This window comes from Streptomyces sp. NPDC001530, from assembly GCF_042894545.1.
GTDB lineage: Bacteria > Actinomycetota > Actinomycetes > Streptomycetales > Streptomycetaceae > Streptomyces.
This window is the reverse complement of sequence record NZ_JBIAVS010000006.1, coordinates 112,796-139,226: the sequence shown is the minus strand read 5'-3', so window position 1 is coordinate 139,226 and position 26,431 is coordinate 112,796. Positions and strand designations below refer to the sequence as shown.

Here is a 26,431-nt window from a genome sequence, read left to right as displayed (position 1 = left end):
ACGTGGCCATCCGCGTCCTACTGGTCGACGACCAGCCGCTGCTGCGTACCGGCTTCCGGATGATCCTGGAAGCGGAGCAGGACCTTGCGGTCGTCGGCGAGGCCGGTGACGGTCTCCAGGCACTCGACCAAGTACGTGCCCTGCAGCCCGATGTGGTTCTGATGGACATCCGTATGCCGCGGATGGACGGTGTCGAGGCGACCCGGCAGATCACCGGCCCCGGCCGGGACGGTCCGGCGAAGGTTCTGGTGCTGACGACGTTCGACCTCGACGAGTACGTGGTGGAGGCGCTGCGCGCGGGCGCCAGCGGCTTCCTCCTCAAGGACGCGCCCGCGAATGAGCTGGTGCAGGCGATCCGGGTGGTCGCGGCAGGCGAGGCGATGCTCGCGCCGAGTATCACGCGTCGGCTGCTCGACAAGTACGCGGGCCATCTGCCCTCCGGCGACGAGCCGGTTCCGGACACGCTGCACACGCTGACCGAGCGTGAGGTCGAGGTGCTGAAGCTGGTGGCGCGCGGCCTGTCGAACGCGGAGATCGCGGCCGACCTGTTCGTCAGCGAGACCACGGTCAAGACGCATGTGGGCCATGTCCTGACCAAGCTGGGGCTGCGCGACCGGGTGCAGGCAGCGGTGTACGCGTACGAGAGCGGGTTGGTGCGCCCCGGCGCGCAGTAGCCCATCACAGCACAGACGTTGAGGGCGCCCCCTTCTGGAAGGGGGCGCCCTCACTGCACGTATACCGGTTGTCAGCCCTTGCTGATCTCCCAGAAGCGGAACACGGTCGAGGCGTCGAGGCAGTACTCCAGGCCGTAGACGTTGTCGCGGACGACGGCGTACTGCTTGGCCTGCCAGATCGGGATGACCGGCAGTTCGTCGGCCACGAGGTCCTGGAGCTTGCCGTAGTCGGCGTCGGTCGAGGAGCGGTCGCTCTCGGCGGCCGTCTTCGGGATGAGCTGGCCGGTGATCGTGCTGTTGGTGAAGTTGTTGCTCAGCACGTTGCCCTTGCCGAAGAAGGGGGCCGTGAAGTTGTCCGGGTCCGGGTAGTCGGGCACCCAACCCTTCACGTACACGCCGTACTTGCCCTCGGCGATGTCCTTCTCGTACTGGTCGAAGGCGACGGACTTGACGGCCGCGTCGAACAGCCCGCTGGCGTTGAGCTGCTTGGCGATCGCCTTGAACTCCGCGTCGGTGGAGGGGCCGTAGCGCGACGGCGTCGACCACAGGGTCAGCTTGACCTTGCCGGTGATGCCCTCGGAGCGCAGCGCGGCCTCGGCCTTGGACGTGGAGGGGCGGGCGCCGTAGGTGTCGAAGAAGGACGTGTTGTGGCCGGTGATGCCGGCCGGGATGATCGAGTAGAGCGGCGTGGCCGTGTCCTCGTAGACCTCGTCGACCAGGGCCTCGCGGTCGAGCAGATAGGCGATGGCCTTGCGCACGCCGAGCTTGCCGGCGACCGGGTCGTCCATGTTGAAGACGAGGTGCTGCACTTCGGCGCTGCTGCCTTCGACGACGTTGATGCCCAGGCCGGTGGAGGCGCTGTTCTCGATGTCCGCGATGTCGTCGGCGGCGAGGCCTCGGTAGGCGAGGTCGATCTGGTCGCTGACCAGCGCGTTCTTGAGGGCGGCCTGGTCACCGTGGAAGAACTTCAGCGTCACGCCGGAGTTCTGCACCTTGGCGGTGCCCTGGTAGCTGTCATTGACCGAGAAGACGGCCTTGTCCTTGCTGAAGGAATCCAGCTTGTACGGGCCCGAGCCGACGGCCTGGTCGTCCTTGCGCAGTCCGTCCGCGGAGTACTGCTGGTGGTCCACGATCGAGCCGGCGCCGGAGGCTATCTTGCTCGGGAAGGTGGCGTCGGCGTACTTGAGGTGGAAGACGACGGTCTTTTCGTCCGGGGTCTCCACCGAGCCGAGCATGGGGAACATGATCGCGGGACCGGCGCCGTCGTTGATCTTCAGCATGCGGTCGAAGGAGAACTTCACGTCCTTCGAGGTGAGCGCGTCACCATTGCTGAACTTCACCCCGTCCTGCAGCGTGCACTTGTACACCTTGGTCTCGGTGTCCGCGAACGCGCACTCCTTGGCGGCTTCGGGCTCCGGCTCGGTGCCGCCCTTGGGGAAGCTCAGCAGCGACTGGAAGACGTTGTTGAACAACAGCCAGGAGCCGGGGTCGTAGCCGGACGCCGGGTCGGTGGACAGGACGTCGTCGGACATCCCCATGACCACGGAGGAGCCGCTGCCGCCGGAGTCGCCCGTCTCGGAGCCGCATCCGGTGAGCAGGCCGGAGGCCAGCCCCGCCACGATCGGCAGAACTGGCCACTGGTTGCGCATGTTCACGTGCATGTGCCTTGTCGTCGGGTCTCGAGTGCCCGGGGCCGTCCCGGCCCCGGGTCGGGAAGGTCGATCAGCCGCTCACACCGCGGCCGAGCTCCCACAACTGCAGGGTAGAGGAGGGGTTGAGCGCCCACTCCGAGCCGGTGATGTCGTCCCGCGCTGCGATGTACTGCTTGCCCTGCCACAGCGGCAGCAGCGGGACGTCGTCGGCCACGATGTCCTGGATGTCGGTGAGGCTCTTCGACGCGGTGAGGCGGTCGGCCTCACGCCGCGAATCCGGGATCAGGGTGTTGATGATCTCGTTGTTCGTGTACGGCGACTTGAGGAAGTTGTCCTTGTCGAGGAAGGGCGCCAGGTAGTTGTCGGCGTCCGGGAAGTCCGGGAACCAGCCCATGCCCCAGACGTCGTAGTCGCCGGCCCGCTCGGCCGGGACGAACTTGTCCCAGGTCGTGCCCGTGATGCTGACGTCGAACAGACCGCTGGCGTTGAGCTGCTTCTTCAGCACCTCGAACTCCTGCTTGGTGGCCGCGCCGTAGTGGTCGGTCGTGTAGTGCAGGGTGACCTTGACCGGGGTGGTGATATTGGCCCTGGCCAGCAGCGACTTGGCCTTGCTGACGCTCGGTTCCCCGTACTTGTTGAAGAACGAGTTGGAGTGGCCGGTGATGGTGGCCGGGACCATCGAGTAGAGCGGCTCGGCCTGGGAGCCGTACACCTTGGCGACGAGTTCGCCGCGATTGACGATCTGGGCCATGGCCTGGCGGACGGCCCGGGTCTTCACCGTCGGGGCGTCGGTGTTGAAGGCCAGGTAGCGGATCTCCAGGCCGGGCATCTCGTGCAGGTCGATGTTGCCGTCCGAGGCGTTGCCGAGCTTGGTGATCTGAGCCGGCGTCATCGAGCGGGTCATCAGGTCGATGTCGCCCTTTTCGAGCGCGGTGCCCATGGCGTCGGCACTTTCGAAGGAGCGCAACTCGACCTTGCTGTTCTTCACCTTCAACTGCCCCTGGTAGTTGGGGTTCTTGGTGAAGACTGCCTTGACGACCGCGTTGTCCTTGACCTCGGTCTCGAGGGTGTACGGGCCGGAACCGTCCACCGAGAAGCCGTCGCGCAGCTTGCCCTTCTCGTAGTCGTCAGGGTTGACGATGCCGGCGACCGGGGTCGACAGCTTGAACGGGAAGGTGGCGTCCGCGGTCTTGAGGTGGAAGATCACCTCGCGGTCGCCCTGCGTCTCAACGGTGTCGATGGTGGACAGCAGCGCGAACACACCACTGTCGGCCTTGAGCGACAGCGCGCGGTCGATGGAGAACTTGACGTCCTTGGCCGTGACGGGGTCGCCGTTGGAGAACTTCAGGTCCTTGCGCAGCGTGCAGGCGTAGCGCTCGTTGCCGGTGTCGCTGAAGCCGCACTTCTCGGCAGCCTCGGGCTGCGGCTCGCCGTCGCCGCGCGGCTGGACCATCAGTGTCTGCACGGTCTGGCGGAGAACGTTCCAGGTGCCGACGTCGTACGCGTACGCCGGGTCGAGGGGAGCCGGGGCATCCCTCGACGCCGTGAACCGGTCCGTGGTGCCGACAACGATGGCATCGCCGCTATTGCTCCCGCTGTCCGACCCACCACACGCGGCGAGCACGGGGGCGAGCAGGCCGACCACGGCCGGCAGCACCAAAGTCTTGCGGTTCATGCTCGAGTTTCTCCAGAGCTGTCGAGTCCGTGTACCCGGCAAGCAGGGGTGTCGCTGCGGATCACGGGGGTAGTGGCGATGTTCTCGCGACGAGATTAGTCCGCACCACCAGGACGGTTCGCAGGGACCGGAGTTGAGTTTCCATCACGCTACGAAACCGGGCGCGGACGCACCGATAACCCGACAGCGGAAGGATTCGTACAGCGTTCCACCAATCGGGACACAAGGGCACGTCAACCACCCCCGAAAGGGGGGTAACTGCACACGTCGGCCCCGATGTCGACCCCTCATTGAGTGATGAACGTCACACCTTCAACTGGGTTGGCGAGTACCGGAATTCAGCCATCCGGCGACGATCGAATTCCCCGGGGCAGGCCTCTCCCGCTTTTCGCGCATTCGTGATGCACGCTGGGTGAACGCCTAGCGCATTTCCGTCATCAAGCCGCGGAGAAAAGTCAGGTCGACCTCTTCGAGAGACGTCACCACGGTGCGCCGGGCGGCCGGGGCGATGGGCGCGACCGAGGGGACGGCGACCACCTGGCAGCCCGCGGCCTCGGCGGCGGCGACGCCCGTGGCGGTGTCCTCGATGACGGCGCATCGCGCCGGATCCGCGCCGAGCCCGGAGGCCGCGAGCAGATACGGGTCGGGGAACGGCTTGGTCCGCGTCACCTCGTCGCCCGCGACGGTCAGCGCGAAGTACTGGGGTCCGAGCGAGCTCAGGATGCGGTCGATGATCCGCCGGTGCGAGGCGGAGACCAGGGCGGTGGGGATCTCGTGCGCCGCCAGCTCGGCGAGGAGTCTGGCCGCGCCCGGCATCAGCGGCAACGAACGGCCGATACGGGCCTCGAACCCGTCGTTGAGCAGCACGGTCAGCTCGGCGAGGGTGATGTCGGCCCCGGTGGCCTCGATGAGGAATCCGGCACTGCGGGTCATGGGGCCGCCGACCACCACATGACGCCAGGTCTCGTCGAGCGTGTGACCGAGGGCCGCGAAGACCTCGACCTCCACGTCCCACCAGAAGCCCTCGGTGTCCACCAGAGTGCCGTCCATGTCGAGGAGCACGGCTTCCAGAGCAGAGCCTTCGGCCGTACGGGTTCCGAGCGCGGGGACCGTAGTGGTCATCCGGGCGCACCTCCTTGAGGGACGATCAGGCCGGCTGCCCTTTTTCACAAAGGGGCAACCGGCCTGCGGTGGACCGACCAGTGTACGACTTATCCGGTCAGCGTGCGTTGTCATACACGCGGGCGTGCGATGACGTACGTCTCAGTCTCCCGGAGCATTGCTCTCAGCGCGCGTTGAAGTACTTCGCCTCGGGGTGGTGGATCACGATCGCGTCCGTGGACTGCTCCGGGTGGAGCTGGAACTCCTCGGAGAGGTGGACGCCGATGCGCTCCGGTTCGAGGAGCTGGGCGATCTTGGCGCGGTCCTCCAGGTCGGGGCAGGCGCCGTAGCCGAGCGAGAAGCGGGCGCCGCGGTACTTGAGGGCGAACATGTCCTCGATGGCGGCCGGGTCCTCACCGGCGAAGCCCAGCTCGGAACGCACGCGCGCGTGCCAGTACTCGGCCAGCGCCTCGGCCAACTGCACGGACAGGCCGTGCAGTTCGAGGTAGTCGCGGTATGAGTTGGACTCGAAGAGCTTGGCGGTCTCCTCGCCGATCCGCGAGCCGACGGTGACGACCTGGAGGCCGACGACGTCCTGCTCGCCGGACTCCTCCGGCCGGAAGAAGTCGGCCAGGCACAGCCGGCGGCCGCGGCGCTGGCGCGGGAAGGTGAAGCGGGTGCGTTCGTTGCCCTGCTCGTCCAGGATGATCAGGTCGTCGTCCTTGGACACGCACGGGAAGTAGCCGTAGACCACGGCCGCTTCCAGCAGGTTCTCCGTCTGCAGCTTGTCCAGCAGCCCGCGCAGCCGGGGACGGCCCTCGGTCTCGACGAGCTCCTCGTACGTCGGCCCGTCGCCCGCGCGGGCCTGCTTGAGGCCCCACTGGCCCTTGAACAGGGCGCCCTCGTCCAGCCAGGAGGCGTACTCCTTGAGCTGGATGCCCTTGATGACGCGGGTGCCCCAGAACGGCGGCTTGGGTACGGGGTTGTCGACGGCGACGTCGGAGCGGACGTGGCCCTCTTCGGGGCGCTCCTCGACCACCGTGGCGGACGAGGCGCGCACGCGGCGCTGCTTCAGCTCGGGCAGCACCGCTCCGGGCACCCCGCGCTTGACGCCGATGAGCGCGTCCATCAGCCGCAGGCCCTCGAAGGCGTCCCGGGCGTAGCGGACTTCGCCCTGGTAGATCTCGTGCAGGTCCTGCTCGACGTACGCCCGGGTCAGCGCCGCTCCACCGAGGATGACCGGGTAGTCGGCGGACAGGCCGCGCTGGTTGAGCTCCTCCAGGTTCTCCTTCATGATCACCGTGGACTTGACCAGGAGCCCGGACATGCCGATGACGTCGGCCTTGTGCTCCTCGGCGGCGTCCAGGATCGCGGAGACCGGCTGCTTGATACCGAGGTTGACGACGTTGTAGCCGTTGTTGGACAGGATGATGTCGACGAGGTTCTTGCCGATGTCGTGGACGTCGCCGCGGACGGTGGCGAGGACGATGGTGCCCTTGCCCTCCGCGTCCGACTTCTCCATGTGCGGTTCGAGGTAGGCGACGGCCGCCTTCATGACCTCGGCGGACTGGAGCACGAACGGCAGCTGCATCTGGCCGGAGCCGAAGAGTTCGCCGACGACCTTCATGCCGTCCAGCAGCGTCGCGTTGACGATGTCGAGCGCGGGGCGCGTCTGGAGCGCCTCGTCGAGGTCGGCATCCAGGCCGTTCTTCTCGCCGTCGATGATGCGTCGCTTGAGGCGCTCGTCCAGGGGCAGCGCGGCCAACTCCTCGGCCTTGCCCGCCTTCAGGGACTTGGTGGTGGCGCCCTCGAACAGGGCCATCAGCTTCTGCAGCGGGTCATAGCCGTCGGAGCGACGGTCGTAGATCAGGTCGAGCGCGGTCTTGACCTGTTCCTCGTCGAAGCGGGCGATCGGCAGGATCTTCGAGGCGTGCACGATCGCCGAGTCCAGGCCCGCCTTGACGCACTCGTCGAGGAAGACCGAGTTGAGCAGGATGCGGGCGGCCGGGTTGAGGCCGAAGGAGATGTTGGACAGGCCGAGCGTGGTCTGCACGTCCGGGCGGCGGCGCTTGAGCTCGCGGATCGCCTCGATGGTGGCGATGCCGTCGCCCCGGGACTCCTCCTGGCCGGTGCAGATGGTGAAGGTCAGGGTGTCGATGAGGATGTCCGACTCGTGGATGCCCCAGTTCGTCGTCAGGTCCTCGATCAGCCGCTCGGCGATGGCCACCTTCGTCTCGACGGTACGGGCCTGGCCCTCCTCGTCGATGGTCAGCGCGATCAGCGCGGCGCCGTGCTCCTGCGCCAGGCGGGTGACCTTGGCGAAGCGGGACTCGGGGCCGTCGCCGTCCTCGTAGTTGACGGAGTTGATGACCGCGCGGCCGCCGAGCTTCTCCAGGCCCGCCCGGATGACGTCGACCTCGGTGGAGTCGAGGACGATCGGCAGCGTGGAGGCGGTGGCGAAGCGTCCGGCCAGCTCCTCCATGTCGGCGACGCCGTCGCGGCCCACGTAGTCGACGCACAGGTCGAGCATGTGCGCGCCCTCGCGGATCTGGTCGCGGGCCATCTCCACGCAGTCGTCCCAGCGGCCGTCGAGCATGGCCTCGCGGAACTTCTTCGACCCGTTGGCGTTGGTGCGCTCGCCGATCGCCATGTAGGCGGTGTCCTGGCGGAACGGGACGGTCTGGTACAGGGAGGCGGCACCGGGCTCGGGCTGCGGATTGCGCTCGGTGGGCGCGACCCCGTTGACCCGCTCGACCAGCTGGCGCAGGTGCTCGGGGGTGGTGCCGCAGCAGCCGCCGACCAGGGACAGGCCGTAGTCGCGTACGAAGTTCTCCTGGGCGTCGGCCAGTCCCTCGGGGCCGAGCGGGAAGTGGGCGCCGTCCTTGGTGAGGACCGGCAGGCCGGCGTTCGGCATGCACAACAGGGGGATGCGGGAGTGGCGGGTGAGGTAGCGCAGGTGCTCGCTCATCTCCGCGGGGCCCGTCGAGCAGTTCAGCCCGATCATGTCGATGCCGAGGGGCTCGAGGGCGGTGAGCGCGGCGCCGATCTCGGAGCCGAGGAGCATCGTGCCGGTCGTCTCGAAGGCCATCGAGACCAGCAGGGGGATCTCGACGCCGATCGCCTCCATGGCGCGCCGGGCGCCGAGGACCGAGGACTTCGTCTGGAGCAGGTCCTGGGTGGTCTCGACGATCAGGGCGTCGGCGCCGCCGGCGATCAGGCCCTCGGCGTTCGCCTGAAAGCCGTCGCGCAGGGTTCCGTAGCCAACGTGGCCGAGGGTCGGCAGCTTGGTGCCGGGGCCGATGGAGCCCAGCACCCAGCGCTGGCGGCCGTCGCGGGCACCGAACTCGTCGGCGACCTCACGGGCGAGGCGGGCCCCCGCCTCGGACAGCTCGTAGACGCGGTCGGCGATGTCGTACTCGGCCATCGCCGAGTGGTTCGCCCCGAACGTGTTCGTCTCGACACAGTCGACGCCCACCGCGAAGTACGCCTCGTGGACGGAGCGGACGATGTCGGGCCGGGTGACGTTGAGGATCTCGTTGCAGCCTTCGAGGTCCTCGAAGTCCTCCAGCGTCGGATCCTGCGCCTGGAGCATCGTGCCCATCGCGCCGTCGGCCACCACGACGCGGGTGGCGAGGGCCTGGCGGAGTGCGTCGGTTCGCGCCCGGCTCTCGGAGAGTTCGGACGAAAGGGACGGGTTCGGCAACGAGGCCATGAAGGTGCTCCCTGGAGTGCGACGGCTGTCGGCTTTGCGCTTCCCATGGAAGGCGCACGCCGTCAGGGTAGCCCGGGGCAGCGCGAAGGGTCGGGGGCGTCCACGGGGCGGACGGGCGTGGCGTATGCGACGGCGGTGTGAGGAAGGTCGGAACATGTGGCGACCACCCATTGGCGGGAGCTCGGTCACGACCGGTAGTGTTCGACATTGCCGAACGGTGGCGTCAAGTCGCACACCGACGGTCGAAGGGGACGGAGGCAGCACGGCGATGGCACGGAACATCCAGTCGCTCGAACGGGCGGCGGCGATGCTGCGGCTGCTCGCGGGCGGGGAGCGACAGCTCGGCCTGTCGGACATCGCCTCCTCGTTGGGCCTGGCCAAGGGTACGGCCCACGGGATACTGCGCACCCTCCAGCAGGAGGGGTTCGTCGAGCAGGACACGGCCTCCGGGCGCTATCAGCTCGGCGCCGAGCTGCTGCGGCTGGGCACCACCTACCTGGATGTGCACGAGCTGCGGGCGCGGGCCCTGGTGTGGACCGACGACCTGGCCCGCTCCAGCGGCGAGAGCGTCTATCTGGGTGTGCTGCACCAGCAGGGCGTGCTGATCGTGCATCACGTGTTCCGGCCGGACGACAGCCGCCAGGTCCTGGAGGTCGGGGCCATGCAGCCGCTGCACTCCACGGCGCTGGGCAAGGTGTTGTCGGCGTACGACCCGGTGGCGCACAGCGAGGTCCTGGAGATCGAGCGGAAGTCGTTCACGCCCCGCACGATCAGCGAGCTGGAGCAGTTCGAGGGCGTGCTCGACATGACCCGCGCGCGCGGGTACGCGGAGGACGTCGAGGAAACCTGGACGGGTGTCGCCTCGGTCGCCGCGCCCATCCACAACCGGCGGCGGATGCCGGTCGGCGCCGTGGGCATCACCGGGGCCGTGGAGCGGGTCTGCAAGGACGGGGAGCTGCGCCCGGACCTGATCGCGGCGGTACGGGACTGTGCTCGCGCGGTGTCGCGGGATCTGGGCGCCGGGCGCTTCTGAGGCGCGAGAAGTTCTGAGGTTCGTACGAGAAAAGGCCGGGATGCCAAGGGCGTCCCGGCCTTCGTCGTGCTGTCTGAAGATCGACGGCTCACCGATAGCACACAGCGATCAATAACGATCGGGTTTTCGATGACAGAGCCCTTGACGAGCTCGTAACGCGGAAGCAAGACTCCCGTCCATCGGTCGACATTGTCGAACACCTACCGGCAATACGCGCTAGAGTGTGCAACGCCAAGGGCCGATATCGCTCTCACTCCCCGAGAGCACGAACCACCGGAGGGACCCGGGGTTCGGCTTCCCCTGGACGAAGGACAAAGGAGTCGCGGGTGTCCAGCTCCGACATCTTCATCGGCGAGACCATCGGTACCGCCGTACTCATCCTGCTGGGCGGTGGCGTGTGCGCCGCCGTCACACTGAAGGCCTCCAAGGCGCGCAACGCCGGATGGCTCGCCATCACCTTCGGGTGGGGCTTCGCGGTACTGACCGCGGTCTACATCTCGGCGCCCCTTTCCGGCGCGCACCTCAACCCGGCCGTGACGCTCGCGCTCGCGATCAAGGACAACGACTTCAGCAACGTCGCCACCTACGTGGGCGGGCAGCTGCTCGGCGCCATGATCGGTGCCACGCTGGTCTGGGTCGCCTACTACGGCCAGTTCCACGCGCACCTCACCGACCACGAGATCGTCGGCGGTCCGGGCGCACAGGCCACCAAGACCCCGGTCGTCGAGGCCCAGGAGACCGGCGCGGGCCCCGTGCTCGGCATCTTCTCCACCGGCCCGGAGATCCGGAACGTGGTGCAGAACCTCGCCACCGAGATCATCGGCACCGTCGTGCTCGTTCTCGCGGTCCTCACCCAGGGCCTGAACGACAACGGCAACGGCCTCGGCCCCATCGGCGCCCTGATCACCGCCCTCGTGGTGGTCGGCATCGGCCTCTCTCTCGGTGGCCCCACCGGCTACGCGATCAACCCGGCCCGTGACCTCGGACCGCGTCTCGTGCACGCCCTGCTCCCCCTGCCCAACAAGGGTGGTTCCGACTGGAGCTACGCCTGGATTCCGGTCGTCGGTCCGCTGGTCGGCGCCGCGATCGCAGCAGGCATATATAACGTCGCCTTCGCCTGAGAGCAACCGCTGAGAGCAAGGCCTCCCCAAGCCGTACGCCTCACAGCACCACTCCTCATAGCACAGCGCCGTACATAGAGCCCCTTTCATACGGAACTACCAGGAGCACACCGTGACCGACGCACACACCGCCGGCCCCTTCATCGCCGCGATCGACCAGGGCACCACCTCGTCCCGCTGCATCGTCTTCGACCGCGACGGACGCATCGTCTCCGTCGACCAGAAGGAGCACGAGCAGATCTTCCCGAAGCCGGGCTGGGTCGAGCACAACGCCGCCGAGATCTGGACCAACGTCCAGGAGGTCGTCGCCGGAGCCATCGAGAAGGCCGGCATCACCCGCGCCGACATCAAGGCCATCGGCATCACCAACCAGCGCGAGACCACCGTGCTGTGGGACAAGAACACCGGTGAGCCCGTCCACAACGCCATCGTCTGGCAGGACACCCGCACCGACGCGCTCTGCAAGGAACTCGGCCGCAACGTCGGCCAGGACCGCTTCCGCCGCGAGACCGGTCTGCCGCTCGCGTCGTACTTCGCAGGTCCCAAGGCCCGCTGGCTGCTCGACAACGTCGAGGGCCTGCGTGAGCGCGCCGAGGCGGGCGACATCCTCTTCGGCACCATGGACACCTGGGTCATCTGGAACCTGACCGGTGGTGTCAACGGCGGTCACCACGTCACCGACGTGACCAACGCCTCCCGCACCATGCTGATGAACCTGCACACCATGCAGTGGGACGAGAAGATCGCCGAGTCCATCGGTGTCCCGCTGGCGATGCTGCCCGAGATCCGTTCCTCCGCCGAGGTCTACGGTGAGATCACCGGCGGCAAGCTCGGCGACCTGCTCGGCGGCATCCCGGTCGCCTCGGCGCTCGGCGACCAGCAGGCGGCCCTGTTCGGCCAGACCTGTTTCGCCGAGGGCGAGGCCAAGTCCACGTACGGCACCGGCACCTTCATGCTGATGAACACCGGTGACAAGGTCATCAACTCCTACAGCGGACTGCTGACCACCGTGGGCTACCAGATCGGCGACGAGGCGCCGGTGTACGCCCTGGAGGGCTCCATCGCCGTCACCGGCTCGCTCGTCCAGTGGATGCGCGACCAGATGGGCCTGATCAAGTCCGCCGCCGAGATCGAGACCCTCGCGTCGTCGGTCGAGGACAACGGCGGCGCCTACTTCGTACCGGCCTTCTCCGGTCTGTTCGCCCCGTACTGGCGCTCCGACGCCCGCGGTGTGATCGCCGGTCTGACCCGGTACGTCACCAAGGCGCACATCGCGCGCGCCGTCCTGGAGGCCACCGCCTGGCAGACCCGTGAGATCACCGACGCCATGACGAAGGACTCCGGCGTCGAGCTCACGGCCCTCAAGGTCGACGGCGGCATGACCTCCAACAACCTGCTGATGCAGACCCTGGCCGACGTCCTGGACGCCCCCGTGGTGCGCCCGATGGTCGCCGAGACCACCTGCCTCGGCGCCGCCTACGCCGCCGGTCTCGCCGTCGGCTTCTGGTCCAACACCGAGGACCTGCGCGCCAACTGGCGCCGGGCCGCGGAGTGGACCCCGAACATGGCCGCGGAGACCCGCGACCGTGAGTACAAGAGCTGGCTCAAGGCCGTCGAGCGGACCATGGGCTGGATCGAGGACGAGGAGTAAGAACCCGCATGACCAGTCAGTCCACCCTGCAGACCGTGCCTGCCCTCGGTACGCACCCGGCCTCCGGCTCCAACCCGAGCCGCGCCGAGACCCGGGAGCAGCTTTCCAAGGCGACGTACGACCTTCTCGTGATCGGCGGCGGCATCCTGGGCATCTCCACCGCCTGGCACGCCGCGCAGTCCGGTCTGCGGGTGGCGCTGGTCGACGCCGGCGACTTCGCCGGCGCCACCTCCTCCGCCTCCTCCAAGCTTCTCCACGGCGGTCTGCGCTACCTGCAGACCGGCGCGGTGAAGCTGGTGGCGGAGAACCACTTCGAGCGCCGTGCGGTCTCCCGCCAGGTGGCCCCCCACCTGGCGAACCCGCTCACGTTCTACCTCCCCGTGTACAAGGGCGGGCCGCACGGCGCCGCGAAGCTCGGGGCGGGCGTCTTCGCCTACTCCGCTCTGTCGGCGTTCGGCGACGGCGTGGGTCACCTGCTGAGCCCGTCGAAGGCCGCGCAGGACGTGCCCGAGCTGCGCACCGACAACCTCAAGGCCGTGGCCGTGTACGGCGACGACCAGATGAACGACTCCCGGATGGCCCTGATGACGGTCCGCGCGGCCGTCGAGTCCGGTGCCGTCGTCCTCAACCACGCCGAGGTCACCGGCCTGCGCTTCACCAAGGGCCGGGTCACCGGCGCGGACCTCAAGGACCGTACGAACGGCGAGGAGTTCGGTGTCAACGCGCGCCTCGTGCTCAACGCCACCGGCCCGTGGGTCGACCACCTGCGCACGATGGAGGACCCGAATGCCGCGCCGTCCATCCGTCTGTCGAAGGGCGCGCATCTGGTGCTGAAGCGCACCTCGCCGTGGAAGGCCGCGCTCGCCACCCCGATCGACAAGTACCGCATCACCTTCGCCCTCCCCTGGGAGGACATGCTGCTGCTCGGCACGACCGACGAGGAGTACGAGGGCGACCCGGCGGACGTCGCGGTCAACGAGAAGGACATAGCCCAGATCCTGGACGAGGCCGCGTTCTCGATCCGGGACCAGCAGCTGTCCCGTGACCTGATCACGTACTCCTTCGCGGGTCTGCGGGTGCTCCCGGGTGGCCCCGGTGACACGTCGAAGGCCAAGCGCGAGACGGTCGTCACGGAAGGCCGCGGCGGCATGCTGTCCGTCGCGGGCGGCAAGTGGACCACCTTCCGGCACATCGGCCGTACGGTCATGAAGAAGCTGGAGTCGCTGCCGGGCCAGCCGCTGGGCGAGGACTTCGAGCCGATCTCCGAGCTGCCGAAGAAGCTTCCGCTCCCCGGTGTCGCCAACCCGCGCGCGGTCGCCCACCGGCTGCTCGTCGACGGCCCGGCGCCCGGCCCGCGCATGGCGGCGGACACCGCCAAGCACCTGGCCACCCACTACGGTTCGCTGGCCTTCGACATCGCCCGCCTGGCGAACGAGAACCCGGAGCTGGGCGAGCGCGTCCACCCGGACGCCCCGGAGATCTGGGCGCAGGTCGTCTACGCCCGGGACAACGAGTGGGCCCAGACGGCGGACGACGTGCTGCGCCGCCGTACGACGCTGACGATCCGCGGCCTCGCCACGGACGAGGTGCGGGGCAAGGTGCAGGACCTGCTCGACAAGAAGTAGAACGCGGCGTTCAGAGGGGCGGCTTCCACGGAGGGAAGCCGCCCCTCTCGTGTCCGCCGCCCTGCCGCCTGGCGGAGCTGACATCGGGTTTCTCGCCCCGTTCAGCCTGGTGAACCCCCATAATGACGTGAGACATCGGATGTCTGAACGACAGGGAGGCCCGCCATGGCAGTCACCGATGAGGCGATCGAGAAGATCAAGGGAATGATCGTCTCCGGCGCGCTGCGTCCCGGCGACCGGCTCCCCAAGGAGAGCGAACTCGCCGCCGAACTGGGGCTGTCCCGCAACTCCCTCCGGGAGGCCGTACGCGCCCTCTCGCTCATCCGCATCCTGGACGTACGCCAGGGCGACGGCACGTACGTCACCAGCCTGGATCCCCAACTCCTGCTGGAGGCGCTGAGTTTCGTCGTCGACTTCCACCGCGACGACACCGTGCTCGAGTTCCTCGCGGTGCGCCGGATCCTGGAGCCCGCCGCCACGGCGATGGCGGCCGTCCGCATCAGCGAGCAGCAACTGGACGCGCTCACCGCCCAGTTGGACGCGCTCGGCGCCGCACCCTCGGTGGAGGAACTCGTCGCCTGCGACCTGGAGTTCCACCGGGGCATCGTGCAGAGCTCCGGCAACTCGGTGCTCTGCTCCCTCCTCGACGGCCTGTCCGGTCCGACGACCCGGGCCCGCATCTGGCGCGGTCTGACCCAGGAGGACGCGGTCAGCCGCACCCTGCGCGAGCACCGCGCGATCCTGTCCGCCCTGCGCGACCGGGACGCGGAGGCGGCCCGTTCCTGGGCGACGGTGCACATCGCGAGCGTGGAACAGTGGCTGCGCTCGACGCTGTAGCCCCCGGGGGCAGCCGGGGGCGCTCGGCGCCCGGTAGCGGCCCGCCGCGACGACCGCCGGGTCAGCGCAGCTGCGAGCCGTGCGTGACCGCGAGATGGACGGCGGCGAGATCGGCGGACCTCTCGCGGTCATCCGACGTATAGCGCGGACTCCGGCAACGTCCAGGGCCCTCGGGGAAGTTGACCAAGAACAGCTCGGATGACTGGGGGGGTGGCTCGGGGTGGCGATCAAGGGTGTTCCCGGGCCTTCGGCGGGGCAGTGATCCGTTCACTCCCCCGTGCGAGGGGGCTGCGGAGGCACCCTCGGCACGCCGTAAGGTTGGGGCGTACGCGAGGGCACGTCGGAAGGAGGCGCTGGGTGATCGAGCTGGAGGGGGTTCCCGAGCTGATCGACCCAGTCATGGTGGCCGCGTTCGAAGGCTGGAACGACGCCGGCGACGCCGCCTCCACCGCGGTCGCGCATCTGGACAGGGAGTGGAAGGGCGAGGTGTTCGCGGCGCTCGACGCCGAGGACTACTACGACTTCCAGGTGAACCGCCCCACCGTGTGGCTGGACGGCGGCGTACGCAAGATCACCTGGCCCACCACGCGTCTGTCGGTGGTCCGGGTCGGCGGCGAGAAGCCGCGCGACCTGGTGCTGGTCCGCGGCATCGAGCCGTCGATGCGGTGGCGCTCGTTCTGCAACGAGCTCCTCGGCTTCGCACATGAGCTGGGCGTCGAGCTGGTGGTGATCCTGGGCGCGCTGCTCGGCGACACCCCGCACACGCGTCCGGTGCCGGTCAGCGGGGTCACCTCCGATCCCGACCTGGCCCGCACGATGGACCTGGAGGAGACCAAGTACGAGGGCCCGACGGGCATCGTGGGCATCCTCCAGGAGGCGTGCACGCACGCGGGCGTACCGGCCGTGTCGCTGTGGGCGGCCGTACCGCACTACGTGTCGCAGCCGCCCAACCCGAAGGCGACGCTGGCCCTCCTCAACCGCCTGGAGGACCTCATCGACCTGCGCATTCCGCTGGGCGAGCTGCCCGAGGACGCGCGGGCCTGGCAGCTCGGCGTGGACCAGCTTGCCGCCGAGGACAGCGAGGTCGCCGAGTACGTACAGACGCTGGAGGAGGCCCGGGACACCGCCGAGCTGCCGGAGGCGTCGGGCGAGGCGATCGCCCGCGAGTTCGAGCGCTATCTGCGACGCCGGGACGGCAGCGGTCCGGCGGCGGGAGCCGGGGGCCACGCGACGGAGAGCGGCGACTCCCCCTCGTACCTCCGCGACAGCCCGAGCGGCCGCACCCGGCCGCCGATGCCGCAGCGCCCCGAGACGGACGCCGAGGCCGGGACGGAGCCCGAGGCCGAGGCCGAGGCCGGAACCGAGACGGATGCCGAGGCCGGAACCAAGCCCGAGACCAAGCCCGAGACCAAGCGCGGGACCGAGCCCGGGACCGACGACGGCTCTGAGGGTTCCCCGGACTCGGACTCTCCCGGGTCTTCGGAGTCGTCGGACTCCACGGACTCCACGGATTCCTCGGACTCCTCGGAGGACTGAACCAGCGGGGCGGTGCGCCGGATGCGCACCGCCCCTCAGTCGTCAGACCTGTGGCACGGCCACCACGTCGTACTCCGTGTCCGGCGTCGGCTCGACGTCGAAGCGGGCGTTCGGCAGGTAGAGCCGGTCGCCCCACGCCGCGACCGTGGTCGGGATCCTGAAGCGCGGGTCGGTGATCCGGGCGATCGCCGTGCCCTTGGTGGCGGAGGCGTTCAGGCGGAAGACGTCGATCAGGTTCTGTTGCTGCTGGACGGCGTAAAGGGTGCGGCCGAGGAGCAACAGGCCGTCGCCGTTGGGGAGTTGGGACGTACCGAGGTCCACGGCGGTGGCCGCTCCCGTACGCGGATCGACCCGCATCAGTGAGCCGCCGCCCGCGACCGTGTTCACCACGAGCAGTGCGCGGCCGTCGGGTGTGCGCTCGATGCCGTTGGCGGTGAAGTCGGGACCCTGCTCCCAGTCTCCGGTGAGCGGCACGGTCGTGACGGCTCCGGGCTCGCCGTGCCTGCCGAGCGCGAGCCGGTAGAGCTTCGCCTGGTAGGAGTCGGTGAACCAGGCGGCGTCCGGTGTGAGGATCACGTCGTTCACGAAGGTGCCCCCGACGGCGTACACCTTCTCGATCTCGCCGCTGCGGGCGTCGACCGTACGCAGCTCGCCGCTCGTGCCGCCGGCGAGGAAGAGCCTGCCGTGGCGGTCGATCTTGAGGCCCACGGTGGGGTGTTCGGCGCCGAGGCCCTTGCTGACGACGGCCCCGCTCCCGGTGATCAGGTTCGCGCGGTAGATGTCGCCGTTCGCGAGCGATCCGAAGTACGCGTACGGGGCGGAGCCGATGGTGATGCCCTCGGGCTGGAAGCCGTTGGGCAAGGGGAATCGGGTGGGCCGACGTTGTTCGGCCGCGTGGGCGGTGCCGCCCAGCAGTGCCGCTCCTCCCAGCGCGACGGTCGCGGTGAGCAGTCTTCGACGTGCGAAGGAACGGTGCATGGAGCGTCCTTCCGCAGGGGGCCGGCTCGGGCCGGCCCAGGGGTCAACAGCCGCTGCCACCCCATCACATGACATACGCCTCCGCAGCCTTTGGCCGGATTGCTACGTGACATCTGTTTCAAGACGGATTGCACAGGGTTCCCCATTCAACTTGTTTTCAAACCAAGTTGGCGAAGGCGGGGTGGACGAGTCGCCGTGGGCGTGCCAGGTTGTGCCCCGAAGGCGCGGCCCGGGGACGGGACATGGCACCGCGCCGTCCCGCGACAGAGCACGGCAGAGGAACACAGCACGGCAGAGACCAGGCACGGCACAGGACAGGGCACGGCAGAGCACACGCATGGACCGGCACCCGCAGGGATCGAAGGGAGCGGTACGCGATGACCGACCAGGTACAGCCGGCGCAGGGCCCGGGAACGTCCGGGCCGGGGCCCGACGGAGCGGGATTCACCTACCGAGGAGCCGAGCAGGAGCTGATCGTCGTCGCACGCCCCGAGGCCCGGCTTCGCGCCCAGGCCGAGGGCGTCCGCTCGGCGGTGGGCGCCGACGTATCGGCCCTCAACATGTTCCTCAGCGACGAACAGCTCGCCCTGGAACCGCTGTTCGGCAGCGAGGAGCGACTCCAGCAGTCCGCGGCGCCGGGCACCGAGAGCGGCCCCGACCTCGCGCTCTTCTACCGGGTGCGCGGTGTCGAGAGCCGCGCCCAGGAACTGCGCTCACGGATCGCCGCGCTGCCGGAGATCGACACGGCGTATGTGAAGCCCGGCGCCGTCCCCGCCTCGGTGGGCTCGGTCGGGCAGAGTTCGGACGACAGCCGGCGGCTGAAGGAAGGGGCGCCCGTCACCCCCGACTTCACCAGCCGCCAGGGCTATCTGCGTCCGGCCCCCGAGGGCATCGACGCGTACTGGTCCTGGCAGCGGCCGGGCGGCACCGGCCAGGGCGTGACCGTCATCGACGTCGAGGGGGCCTGGCAGCTCGGGCACGAGGACCTGGCCGCGAAACTCGCCGGCGTCGTTGTGGGCACCCCGCTGACGGACCTCGCCTGGCGCAACCACGGCACCGCAGTCATCGGGGTGATCGGCGGCGACCGCAACGAGTACGGGATCACCGGCATCGTGCCGGACACCGTGACCGCGGCCGCGTCCTTCCAGGGCATCGGCTCGGCGGCCGCGATCCACGCGGCGGCCGAACGGCTCGGCCCCGGCGACATCATCCTGATCGAACTGCACGCTCCAGGGCCGCGGTTCGACTTCGAACAGCGCGACGACCAGCAGGGCTATATAGCGATCGAGTGGTGGCCGGACAACTTCGCGGCCATCCGGTACGCGACCGCCAAGGGCATCCTCGTCGTGGCGGCCGCGGGCAACGGCGCCGAGTCGCTCGACGACGCGGTGTACGAGCGCCGCCCCGCCGAGTTCCCCGAGTGGTGGCGCAACCCCTTCAACCCCTCCAACCAGTCCTCCGGGGCGGTCCTGGTCGGCGCGGGCGCACCGCCGCCCGGCACGCACGGCCGCGACCACGGCCCGGACCGTTCACGCCTCGCGTTCTCCAACTACGGGGCACGCGTGGACGCGCAGGGCTGGGGACGCGAGGTCACGACCACCGGCGGCTTCTGGGACCGGCCCGGCGATCTGCAGGGCGGTGCCGAGGAGATCGGCTGGTACACGGACACGTTCTCCGGGACCTCCTCCGCCTCCCCGGTGGTGGTCGGCGCCCTGGCCGCGCTGCAAGGCATGCTCAAGGCGGCGGGCCAGGAACCGATGTCCCCGGAGCGTGCCCGCGCGGTGCTGCGGGCGACGGGCTCCCCGCAGCAGGACGCGCCGGGCCGGCCCGCATCCCAGCGGATCGGCAACCGGCCGGACATCAAGGCGGCGGTCACCCATCTGCTGCCGGAGGCGGTGGGCTCGGGCCAGGCCGAGCGGTACTGGGACGAGCTGCTGCCGTACCCGCGCGAACTCCCGCCCAGGCTCCGGCTGTACGTGGCCGGCGGCTGGCGCAACCTCAACAACCCGTCCCCCGAGATCCGCCAGGCGGTGCACTCCGCCTTCGCTGGGGGACGGCCCGACGTACGTGTCTGGTTCTCGGACGACGAGATCGTCGGCCTGGTGGTCACGGGCTGAGGACCTGGTCGTCACGGACCGACGGAACGCAACCAACCATTGATGGAAGGTGGCACCCGCATGAGCACGATCCCGCAGATGAGCCAACTGGGCCAACTGGGCCAGCAGCAGGGCCAGCAGGGCCCGAGCACGGCGCCCCCGCAGCAGTTCGGTCAGCAGCAGGGCATCGGGCAGCAGCAGCCGTTCGGCCAGCAGATGCAGCAGCCGCCCTTCGGCCAGCAGGCCGGGCCGCAGATGCAGCAGCCGTACGGGCAGCAGAACATCGGTCAGCAGCAGATCCCGCAGCACCTGCAGCAGCAGCTCCAGCAGCTCGGTCAGCAGCAGCCCTTCCAGCAGCTGCTCCAGCAGCTCGGTGGGCAGCAGCAACAGCAGATGGGTCAGCCGCTGGTCCTCCCGAGCGCCGTCGAGAGCCAGGCACTCGTGAGTGGTGTGGCCACGCGCTTCTGGGACGTCGTCACGCCGCTCCCGGGCCAGCCGTCGATTCTCTACCTGCTCATCAACAACGTGTGGCACGGCCTGGTCAACCCCAACCAGGTGACGCATGACGAGGTCCAGGAGGCCTTCGCCTACGGGCAGCAGGTCATCGGGATCTACGACTCCACCAGCGGCGCCATCCAGGCCGTCATCGTGAACAAGTAACGGCGGACGGCTCCCCGCACAGAGGGCGCCGGGCGGGTGATCCCGCCCGGCGCCCGGCTGCGTACAGGGCTGGTTGTTACAGCGCCACTCCGAGGAGGGCGTCCACGGCGCGCGACACGACGCCGGGGGCGCCTTCGTCCGTGCCACCGCTCGAGTGCTGCAGCGCGGCCCAGCGGTCGACCGCGGCGAGCGCCGCCGGTGCGTCGAGGTCGTTCGCCAGGGCGTCGCGGACCTCCTCGACGAGCGCGTCGGCGGACGGCCCGTCCGGCCGTGACACCGCCGACCGCCAGTTCTCCAGGCGCGCGACCGCCTCGTCGAGGACGGAGTCCGTCCACTCCCAGTCGGCCCGGTAGTGGTGCGCGAGCAGCGCGAGCCGGATGGCGGCCGGGTCGACCCCCTCGCGCCGGAGCGTGGACACGAAGACCAGGTTGCCCTTGGACTTCGACATCTTCTCGCCGTTGAGCGCGACCATGCCGGCGTGGACATACGCCTTGGCCATCGGGAACTCGCCGGTCAGCACCTGGGCGTGGGACGCGCCCATCTCGTGGTGCGGGAAGGCGAGGTCGGAGCCGCCGCCCTGGACGTCGAAGCCCATCCCGAGGTGGTCGAGGGCGATGGCGACGCACTCGATGTGCCAGCCGGGCCGCCCGCGCCCGAGCGAGCCCCCCTCCCAGCTGGGCTCGCCCTCCCGCGCGGCCATCCAGAGCATCGGGTCGAGCGGGTTCTTCTTGCCCGGACGGTCCGGGTCGCCGCCCCGCTCGGCGGAGAGCAGCCGCATCGCGGCGGCGTCCAGGTGGGACACCTTGCCGAAGTGGGGGTCGGACTCGACGGAGAAGTACACATCCCCTTCGAGCTCGTACGCCGCTCCCGCGTCCCGCAGCCGCTCGACGAGCGGCACGATGCCGGGTATCGCCTCGACGGCGCCTATGTAGTGCTGCGGCGGCAGCATCCGCAGGGCGGTCATGTCCTCACGGAAGAGGGCGGTCTCCTTCTCGGCGAGTCCCACCCAGTCGACGCCGTCGCGCTCCGCCCGCTCCAGGAGCGGGTCGTCGACGTCGGTCACGTTCTGGACGTAGTGAACCTGCCGCTTGGTGTCGAGCCACACGCGCTGAACGAGGTCGAACGCGTTGTAGGTCGCCGCGTGACCGATGTGGGTCGCGTCGTACGGCGTGATGCCGCAGACGTAGATACGGGCGACGGGACCGGGGGCAAGGGGGACAAGCCCACCGGTCGCGGTGTCGTGGATCCGGAGGTCGCGGCCCTCACCAGGCAGGGCGGGGACCTCAGAAGCGGGCCAGGCATGCATGTCATGAGCCTAACCGGACGGAACTTCCGTATACGAACCGGCCAGCCCCGTTGGCCGGGAAGGCCCTCTTGCGCGACGCCGAGTGGTGTGCGTGCGGGTCGCTGGCGCGCGAACTGCGGGCAGTCGTGCCGCTGGGGCGGCGACCCACCCTCGCAGCCGCGGGAAATCATGCCGCCAGGGCAGCGACCCACCCTTCGTAGCTGCGGGCAGTCGTGCCTCCCCCACTCCTTAACGGCGTGGGGGGACCCCCAGGCGGCACGGGTGGGCGCAGCGGCACCCTGCGAGCGCCGGTAAGCGCACCACCCCGACGGCAACCCCCACGCCGGAGCTCACCACCCCGACGGCAACCCCCACGCCGGAGCTCACCACCCCGACGGCAACCCCCACGCCCGGGCGCACCACTCCGGCGGCAACCCCCACGCCCGGGCGCACCACCCCGACGGCAACCCCACGCGGGGTCACCTCACACCGGCGGCCACGGAATCGCAGGCCACTCCCCGCTCGGCTCCGGGTGCTTCCCCGAGACGAGCATCGCCTCGACACGCGCGCGCGTGGCATCGATCTCGGCGGCGGTGATGAGTTCGCCCAGCCGAGTGGCCAGCGCAGCGCCCGGCACCAAGCCGTCCCGCAGGGACGCGAGCACCGACACCGACTCCGAAGTCAGCGACTCCCCCGCCCATCCCCACAGCAACGTCCGCAGCTTGTTCTCGGCGTTGAACGTGACCCCGTGGTCGATCCCGTACAGCCGCCCGTCCCCGTCGGGCAGCAGATGCCCGCCCTTGCGGTCCGCGTTGTTGATCACGGCGTCGAGCACGGCAAGCCGCCGCAACCGCACATCGTCGGCGTGCACCAGCAGCGCCGTCTTCCCCTCACCGACCTCCGCGAACCCGATCGCCTTCCAGCCCTCGTCGGGCTCCTCCCCGTCCACCAGGGCGAGCAGCTCGGACTCCGGCGAGGCCTCGATCCACAGCTGGCACATGCCCTCGCCGTAGGGCCCGTCCCGCAGCACGGTGGTCGGCACGAGCCCCCACCCGGTCGCCTCGGACACCTCGTACGCGGCGACCTCGCGCTGCGCCAGCGTGCCGTCCGGGAAGTCCCACAGCGGCCGCTCCCCGGCGATGGGTTTGTAGACGCAGAACGCGTCACGGCCCTCGTACGACACGGAGCAGTACAGCACCGCGTTCGAGGCCTCACGGATCCGTCCGCGCACCTTCAGCTCGCCCTTGGCTAGCAACTCGGCCGTGGTCACGCTCCGCGGCGGTATCCGTTCTGGCGCGGACATACGTGTCCTTCCGGGTCGAGCGGGAGGCTGCACAGCGGGCAGGGCGGCCGGCCCGCGTTGACGACGTCGAGGGCGCGCTTGGCGAAGGCCCGGGCCTGCGCGCCGGTGAGCCGGACCCGGAGCATCGGCGGACCGTTCTCCTCGTCCTGGAGCAGCCGCTCCTCGGCCTCGGCGAGGTCCTCCTCGGAGTCCGCGTCGAGCTCCACGAGGGCCTGCGCCTCGACGATCATGCGCTGCTCCTCACCGTCCCAGGCCAGCGCCATGGTGCCGACCCGGAACTCCTCCTCCACGGGGGTCTCGAGGGGCGCGGTGTCGGACACCTCGGTCGGGGCCATGGCCGGGACGGGCGCGCTGCCACCGGTGCGCCGTACGACCTCGTCGAGGAGTTCGTCCATGCGCTCGGCGAGCGCGGCGACCTGGGTCTTCTCCAGGGCCACGCTGGTCACCCGGGGTCCTGAGGAGGCCTGCAGGAAGAAGGTACGGCGCCCGGGCAACCCGACCGTACCGGCCACGAAACGGTCCGGGGGGTCGTAGAGGAACACCTGACGGGACACGTCCTGTCTCCATTGATTCGACATGAGGACCGGCTGACTGCGTCGGCCCGCATCGGCTGCTGAAAACCTGCTGACAACTACTGTGCTGCTTCGACCGCTTCACCCTACTGCGGCCGACGATCACGGTGCGCCCGCACCGCCCCCGACCGGGGCCTCGTCGCCCGGGGGTTCCTCTCGCGGCACCAGGGACGCGAAATCACCGGTGTCCCCGAGGCGTACGAGAAACGGCCTCAAGCGTGTGTAACGGATCGCGGTGATGGAACACGGTTCAACAGAGATCCGCTGGAAGAGGTCGAGATGAAGTCCGAGTGCGTCCGCGACGAGGGACTTGATGATGTCGCCGTGGGAGCACATGAGATACACGGCGTCTCCGCCGTGATCGCGCTCCACGCGCGCGTTCCACTCGCGTACCGCCTCGGCGGCCCGCGTCTGCATGGCCCGCATCGACTCGCCGCCGGGGAACGCGGCCGCGGACGGATGCGCCTGGACGACCTCCATCAGCGGCTCGTCCTTCAGTTCGGCGAGCTTGCGGCCGGACCAGTCGCCGTAGTGCGCCTCCCCGATGCGCTCGTCGGTGTGCGCCCGCAGCTCGGGCCGGGCGTCGAGCAGCGGACGGACGGTCTCCTGACAGCGCTGCAGGGGGCTGGTGACGACCTCGGAGATCGGCAGCCCGGCGAGCCGCCCGGGCAGGGCCGCGGCCTGCTCGGCGCCGCGCTCGTCGAGGGCGACGCCGGGCGTCCAGCCGGCGAGCAGTCCCGCGGTATTGGCGGTGGAACGTCCGTGCCGGACGAGGATCAGGGTGGGCATGCGGCCCAGCCTAGGCTCCCGCTGGGGTGCGTCCCCGAGCGGACGGCGGGAAAATACTCTCCGTGATCGTCGACTGCGCCATCTACCGATTCGGGCAGCGGACGGAGGGGCCCGAAGATCTCTCGGATGCGCTGGCGCAGTGTCGCGCCGAGGGCGACGCCTTCGTGTGGATTGGTCTGTACGAGCCCTCGGAGAAGGAGTTCGATCTGGTCACGGAGGAGTTCGCGCTGCATCCGCTGGCCGTCGAGGACGCGCTCAAGGCACATCAGCGCCCCAAGCTGGAGGTGTACGAGGACTCGCTGTTCATGGTCCTCAAGCCGGTGGCGTACGAGCCGAAGAGCGATGCCGTCTCCTCCGGCGAGGTCATGGTCTTCGTCGGCGACTCGTTCGTGGTGACCGTGCGGCACGGTGAGGAATCGCCGCTCGCGACCGTGCGGCACCGTCTGGAGGCGGACCCCGAGATGCTCCGGCACGGTCCCACGGCGGTGCTGTACTCGATCGCCGACGCCGTGGTCGACCACTATGTGGATGTCGCCAATGAGCTGGGGACCGACCTGGAGGAACTGGAGACGGAGGTCTTCTCGCCGACCGGCGGGGGCTCACGGCACACGGCGTCCCGCATCTACGCCTTCAAGCGGCAGATCCAGGAGTTCCGCAGGGCGACCGGTCCGCTGGCGCAGCCGCTGAGCCGGCTCGCGGGCGCGGGCCTCTTCCCCGCGGGGGTGCCCTTCGTCCACGAGAAGGCACAGCCCTTCTTCCGGGACGTGAACGACCATCTGACGCGTGTGAACGAGTTGGTCGACGGCCTGGACCGGCTGGTCTCGGACATCCTCTCGGCGCAACTCGCGCAGATGAGTGTGCGCCAGAACGACGACATGCGGAAGATCTCCGCTTGGGCGGCGATGGCGGCGATCCCCACGATGATCGCGGGGATCTACGGGATGAACTTCGACCACATGCCGGAGCTGCACTGGCTGTGGGCGTATCCGGCGGTGGTCCTGGGGATGGTCGCGCTGGAGGTGCTGCTGTTCCGGCTCTTCAAGCGGCGGGGGTGGCTGTAGCGGTGTGGGCCGTGAGCGTGCTCCACGCGCGCGTGGAGCACGCTCACGCGAATTCGGGCGCCGCAGTCGCGGGACCGCCGAGCGCGTCGCGCCGCTCGGGCATCCTCAGGGAGACCATCCGGCGCCAGCCCACGGCACGCTCGTACGCGTACACGGCGTGAATGCCCGCGGCGAGCACCGCCGCCTTGGCCCGGGGCCAGCCGAGGATGCGTCCCATGTGGGCCATGACGGCGAGGCTGACGTCCCGGTAGATGCGGATCTCGGCGAGTGCGCACTCGCGCAGCGTCTGCTGGATGGCGCGGCCGTGCCCGGCGTACGCGAAACGCAGCAGCTCCTCGTGGCAGTAGGCGAGGTGGTTGTCCTCGTCAGCCGAGATCATCTTCACCGCGCGGCCGATGTCGGAGTGGTCCGCGAAGTGCTTGCGCAACAGTTCCATCTGCTCGGAGGCGCGCTGCTCGGTGACCCGGCTGTGGGCGAGATAGGTGACGATGTCCTGCACGGTGAGCGGCTGGTCGCCCTTGAGCTTCTCGTGCGCGAGGCCGATACCGTGCCGCTCCAGGAGCATGGTGTAGTCGGTGTCGGGAGGGACCTCGACGGGTTCGAGACCGCGCTTCTTCATCAGGGCGTTGAAAATGCGCCCGTGTTTGTCCTCGTCGGCGCCGTGCCGGGTGATCTTGGGCGCGAGGGCGCGCTCGCTCTGCGGGACGAGCGCGGCGATCCGGGCGTTCTCCCAGCCCCCCTGCGTCTCCCCACTGGCGGCGATGGAGCAGAACAGCCGGAACGACTCGTCGTTGTCGAGGATCTCCTGGAACAGACTCTTGGCCGAAAGCATCACTGACACCTCTCTGCAGGGTTGCGCAGAAAACGAGTCAAATGGGATGTCAGGAGCGCGGCAACCGATGTGTCGGACAAATCCGCCAAACGACGGATGACGAGGGAGGCCCGGGCGCGTAACCGAGGAGGCCCCGACCGCGTAACCAAGGGGGCTCCGACGCGTTGTTCCCCGTGACGGCCGTGGCGGGGAAGACCCCCCGAGCCCCCACCACGGCCGCAGAACTCTCCCCCGCCCC

Annotated in this window: 20 protein-coding genes; 10 read left to right on the top strand and 10 right to left on the bottom strand. The window is 69.4% G+C overall.

All coding sequences use genetic code 11. The features are described from left to right. The first annotated feature begins 2 nt into the window (after window positions 1-2). Window positions 3-674, top strand: a complete 672-nt coding sequence (locus ACFY0T_RS13500) for a response regulator transcription factor (RefSeq protein ID WP_010988071.1) — start codon at window positions 3-5, stop codon at window positions 672-674. Between the two features lie 71 nt (window positions 675-745). On the opposite strand, the gene ACFY0T_RS13495 is transcribed toward ACFY0T_RS13500, so the two are convergent. From ACFY0T_RS13495 to metH, 4 genes are all read right to left on the bottom strand, one after another. Continuing rightward, entirely contained in the window at window positions 746-2,329 is a 1,584-nt protein-coding gene (locus ACFY0T_RS13495) for an ABC transporter substrate-binding protein (protein ID WP_388869379.1), read from the bottom strand. A 67-nt stretch (window positions 2,330-2,396) separates the two neighbouring features. After that, window positions 2,397-4,001, bottom strand: coding sequence for an ABC transporter substrate-binding protein (locus ACFY0T_RS13490; RefSeq protein ID WP_388868597.1), 1,605 nt, complete (start codon window positions 3,999-4,001; stop codon window positions 2,397-2,399). A gap of 420 nt (window positions 4,002-4,421) precedes the next feature. Continuing rightward, window positions 4,422-5,123, bottom strand: coding sequence for an HAD family hydrolase (locus tag ACFY0T_RS13485; protein WP_388868594.1), 702 nt, complete (start codon window positions 5,121-5,123; stop codon window positions 4,422-4,424). 163 nt (window positions 5,124-5,286) lie between these two features. Continuing rightward, entirely contained in the window at window positions 5,287-8,814 is a 3,528-nt protein-coding gene (gene metH, locus ACFY0T_RS13480; RefSeq protein WP_388868591.1) for a methionine synthase, read from the bottom strand. A 268-nt stretch (window positions 8,815-9,082) separates the two neighbouring features. On the opposite strand from metH, the gene ACFY0T_RS13475 reads away from it, so the two are divergent. The 6 genes from ACFY0T_RS13475 to ACFY0T_RS13450 all read left to right on the top strand — a co-directional run bounded on the left by ACFY0T_RS13475 (window position 9,083) and on the right by ACFY0T_RS13450 (window position 16,617). Continuing rightward, window positions 9,083-9,847, top strand: a complete 765-nt coding sequence (locus ACFY0T_RS13475; RefSeq protein ID WP_388868588.1) for an IclR family transcriptional regulator — start codon at window positions 9,083-9,085, stop codon at window positions 9,845-9,847. A gap of 326 nt (window positions 9,848-10,173) precedes the next feature. Continuing rightward, complete coding sequence (locus ACFY0T_RS13470) at window positions 10,174-10,968, top strand: MIP/aquaporin family protein (protein WP_388868585.1); 795 nt, start codon at window positions 10,174-10,176, stop codon at window positions 10,966-10,968. 112 nt (window positions 10,969-11,080) lie between these two features. Next, window positions 11,081-12,619, top strand: coding sequence for a glycerol kinase GlpK (gene glpK / locus ACFY0T_RS13465; protein WP_388868582.1), 1,539 nt, complete (start codon window positions 11,081-11,083; stop codon window positions 12,617-12,619). Window positions 12,620-12,627: 8 nt separating this feature from the next. Next, entirely contained in the window at window positions 12,628-14,244 is a 1,617-nt protein-coding gene (locus ACFY0T_RS13460; RefSeq protein ID WP_388868579.1) for an FAD-dependent oxidoreductase, read from the top strand. A 165-nt stretch (window positions 14,245-14,409) separates the two neighbouring features. Then, window positions 14,410-15,081, top strand: coding sequence for a FadR/GntR family transcriptional regulator (locus ACFY0T_RS13455; RefSeq protein ID WP_388868576.1), 672 nt, complete (start codon window positions 14,410-14,412; stop codon window positions 15,079-15,081). A 357-nt stretch (window positions 15,082-15,438) separates the two neighbouring features. Next, window positions 15,439-16,617 carry a PAC2 family protein gene (locus tag ACFY0T_RS13450; RefSeq protein ID WP_388868573.1) on the top strand — a complete coding sequence of 393 codons (1,179 nt, stop codon included), beginning with the start codon at window positions 15,439-15,441 and terminating at the stop codon, window positions 16,615-16,617. Between the two features lie 42 nt (window positions 16,618-16,659). On the opposite strand, the gene ACFY0T_RS13445 is transcribed toward ACFY0T_RS13450, so the two are convergent. Next, entirely contained in the window at window positions 16,660-17,595 is a 936-nt protein-coding gene (locus ACFY0T_RS13445) for an SMP-30/gluconolactonase/LRE family protein (RefSeq protein ID WP_388868570.1), read from the bottom strand. 377 nt (window positions 17,596-17,972) lie between these two features. Between ACFY0T_RS13445 and ACFY0T_RS13440 the strand changes: the two genes are divergently transcribed. Both ACFY0T_RS13440 and ACFY0T_RS13435 read left to right on the top strand, forming a co-directional pair. Then, window positions 17,973-19,712: a S8 family peptidase gene (locus ACFY0T_RS13440; protein WP_388868567.1), complete on the top strand. Its 1,740-nt coding sequence runs from the start codon at window positions 17,973-17,975 to the stop codon at window positions 19,710-19,712. A gap of 60 nt (window positions 19,713-19,772) precedes the next feature. Next, window positions 19,773-20,351 (top strand): hypothetical protein, encoded by a 579-nt coding sequence (locus ACFY0T_RS13435; RefSeq protein WP_388868564.1) that lies wholly within the window; start codon window positions 19,773-19,775, stop codon window positions 20,349-20,351. A 76-nt stretch (window positions 20,352-20,427) separates the two neighbouring features. Here ACFY0T_RS13435 and mshC read toward each other — a convergent pair whose 3' ends face one another. From mshC to ACFY0T_RS13415, 4 genes are all read right to left on the bottom strand, one after another. After that, window positions 20,428-21,657, bottom strand: coding sequence for a cysteine--1-D-myo-inosityl 2-amino-2-deoxy-alpha-D-glucopyranoside ligase (mshC, locus tag ACFY0T_RS13430; RefSeq protein WP_388868562.1), 1,230 nt, complete (start codon window positions 21,655-21,657; stop codon window positions 20,428-20,430). Window positions 21,658-22,120: 463 nt separating this feature from the next. After that, window positions 22,121-22,939 carry an SCO1664 family protein gene (locus ACFY0T_RS13425; RefSeq protein WP_388868559.1) on the bottom strand — a complete coding sequence of 273 codons (819 nt, stop codon included), beginning with the start codon at window positions 22,937-22,939 and terminating at the stop codon, window positions 22,121-22,123. Next, a complete protein-coding gene (locus ACFY0T_RS13420; protein ID WP_388868557.1) occupies window positions 22,903-23,493 on the bottom strand; it encodes a DUF3090 domain-containing protein in 591 nt (196 codons plus the stop codon). The genes ACFY0T_RS13425 and ACFY0T_RS13420 overlap by 37 nt, the downstream gene beginning before the upstream one ends. A 120-nt stretch (window positions 23,494-23,613) precedes the next feature. Next, window positions 23,614-24,300: a histidine phosphatase family protein gene (locus ACFY0T_RS13415; protein ID WP_388868554.1), complete on the bottom strand. Its 687-nt coding sequence runs from the start codon at window positions 24,298-24,300 to the stop codon at window positions 23,614-23,616. 62 nt (window positions 24,301-24,362) lie between these two features. Between ACFY0T_RS13415 and corA the strand changes: the two genes are divergently transcribed. Continuing rightward, window positions 24,363-25,361: a magnesium/cobalt transporter CorA gene (corA, locus tag ACFY0T_RS13410; protein ID WP_388868551.1), complete on the top strand. Its 999-nt coding sequence runs from the start codon at window positions 24,363-24,365 to the stop codon at window positions 25,359-25,361. A gap of 43 nt (window positions 25,362-25,404) precedes the next feature. Here the strand turns inward: corA and ACFY0T_RS13405 are convergent, their stop codons facing one another. Beyond that, a complete protein-coding gene (locus ACFY0T_RS13405; protein WP_388868548.1) occupies window positions 25,405-26,193 on the bottom strand; it encodes a ferritin-like domain-containing protein in 789 nt (262 codons plus the stop codon). Window positions 26,194-26,431: the final 238 nt, after the last annotated feature.

Coding starts and splice junctions, on each gene's coding strand:
- ACFY0T_RS13445 (WP_388868570.1), bottom strand. CDS start 17,595: ATGCACCGTTCCTTCGCACGTCGAAGACTGCTCACCGCGACCGTCGCG.
- ACFY0T_RS13425 (WP_388868559.1), bottom strand. CDS start 22,939: ATGTCCGCGCCAGAACGGATACCGCCGCGGAGCGTGACCACGGCCGAG.
- ACFY0T_RS13455 (WP_388868576.1), top strand. CDS start 14,410: ATGGCAGTCACCGATGAGGCGATCGAGAAGATCAAGGGAATGATCGTC.
- ACFY0T_RS13475 (WP_388868588.1), top strand. CDS start 9,083: ATGGCACGGAACATCCAGTCGCTCGAACGGGCGGCGGCGATGCTGCGG.
- ACFY0T_RS13440 (WP_388868567.1), top strand. CDS start 17,973: ATGACCGACCAGGTACAGCCGGCGCAGGGCCCGGGAACGTCCGGGCCG.
- ACFY0T_RS13415 (WP_388868554.1), bottom strand. CDS start 24,300: ATGCCCACCCTGATCCTCGTCCGGCACGGACGTTCCACCGCCAATACC.
- ACFY0T_RS13490 (WP_388868597.1), bottom strand. CDS start 4,001: ATGAACCGCAAGACTTTGGTGCTGCCGGCCGTGGTCGGCCTGCTCGCC.
- mshC (WP_388868562.1), bottom strand. CDS start 21,657: ATGCATGCCTGGCCCGCTTCTGAGGTCCCCGCCCTGCCTGGTGAGGGC.
- ACFY0T_RS13460 (WP_388868579.1), top strand. CDS start 12,628: ATGACCAGTCAGTCCACCCTGCAGACCGTGCCTGCCCTCGGTACGCAC.
- ACFY0T_RS13435 (WP_388868564.1), top strand. CDS start 19,773: ATGAGCACGATCCCGCAGATGAGCCAACTGGGCCAACTGGGCCAGCAG.
- ACFY0T_RS13405 (WP_388868548.1), bottom strand. CDS start 26,193: ATGCTTTCGGCCAAGAGTCTGTTCCAGGAGATCCTCGACAACGACGAG.
- metH (WP_388868591.1), bottom strand. CDS start 8,814: ATGGCCTCGTTGCCGAACCCGTCCCTTTCGTCCGAACTCTCCGAGAGC.
- ACFY0T_RS13485 (WP_388868594.1), bottom strand. CDS start 5,123: ATGACCACTACGGTCCCCGCGCTCGGAACCCGTACGGCCGAAGGCTCT.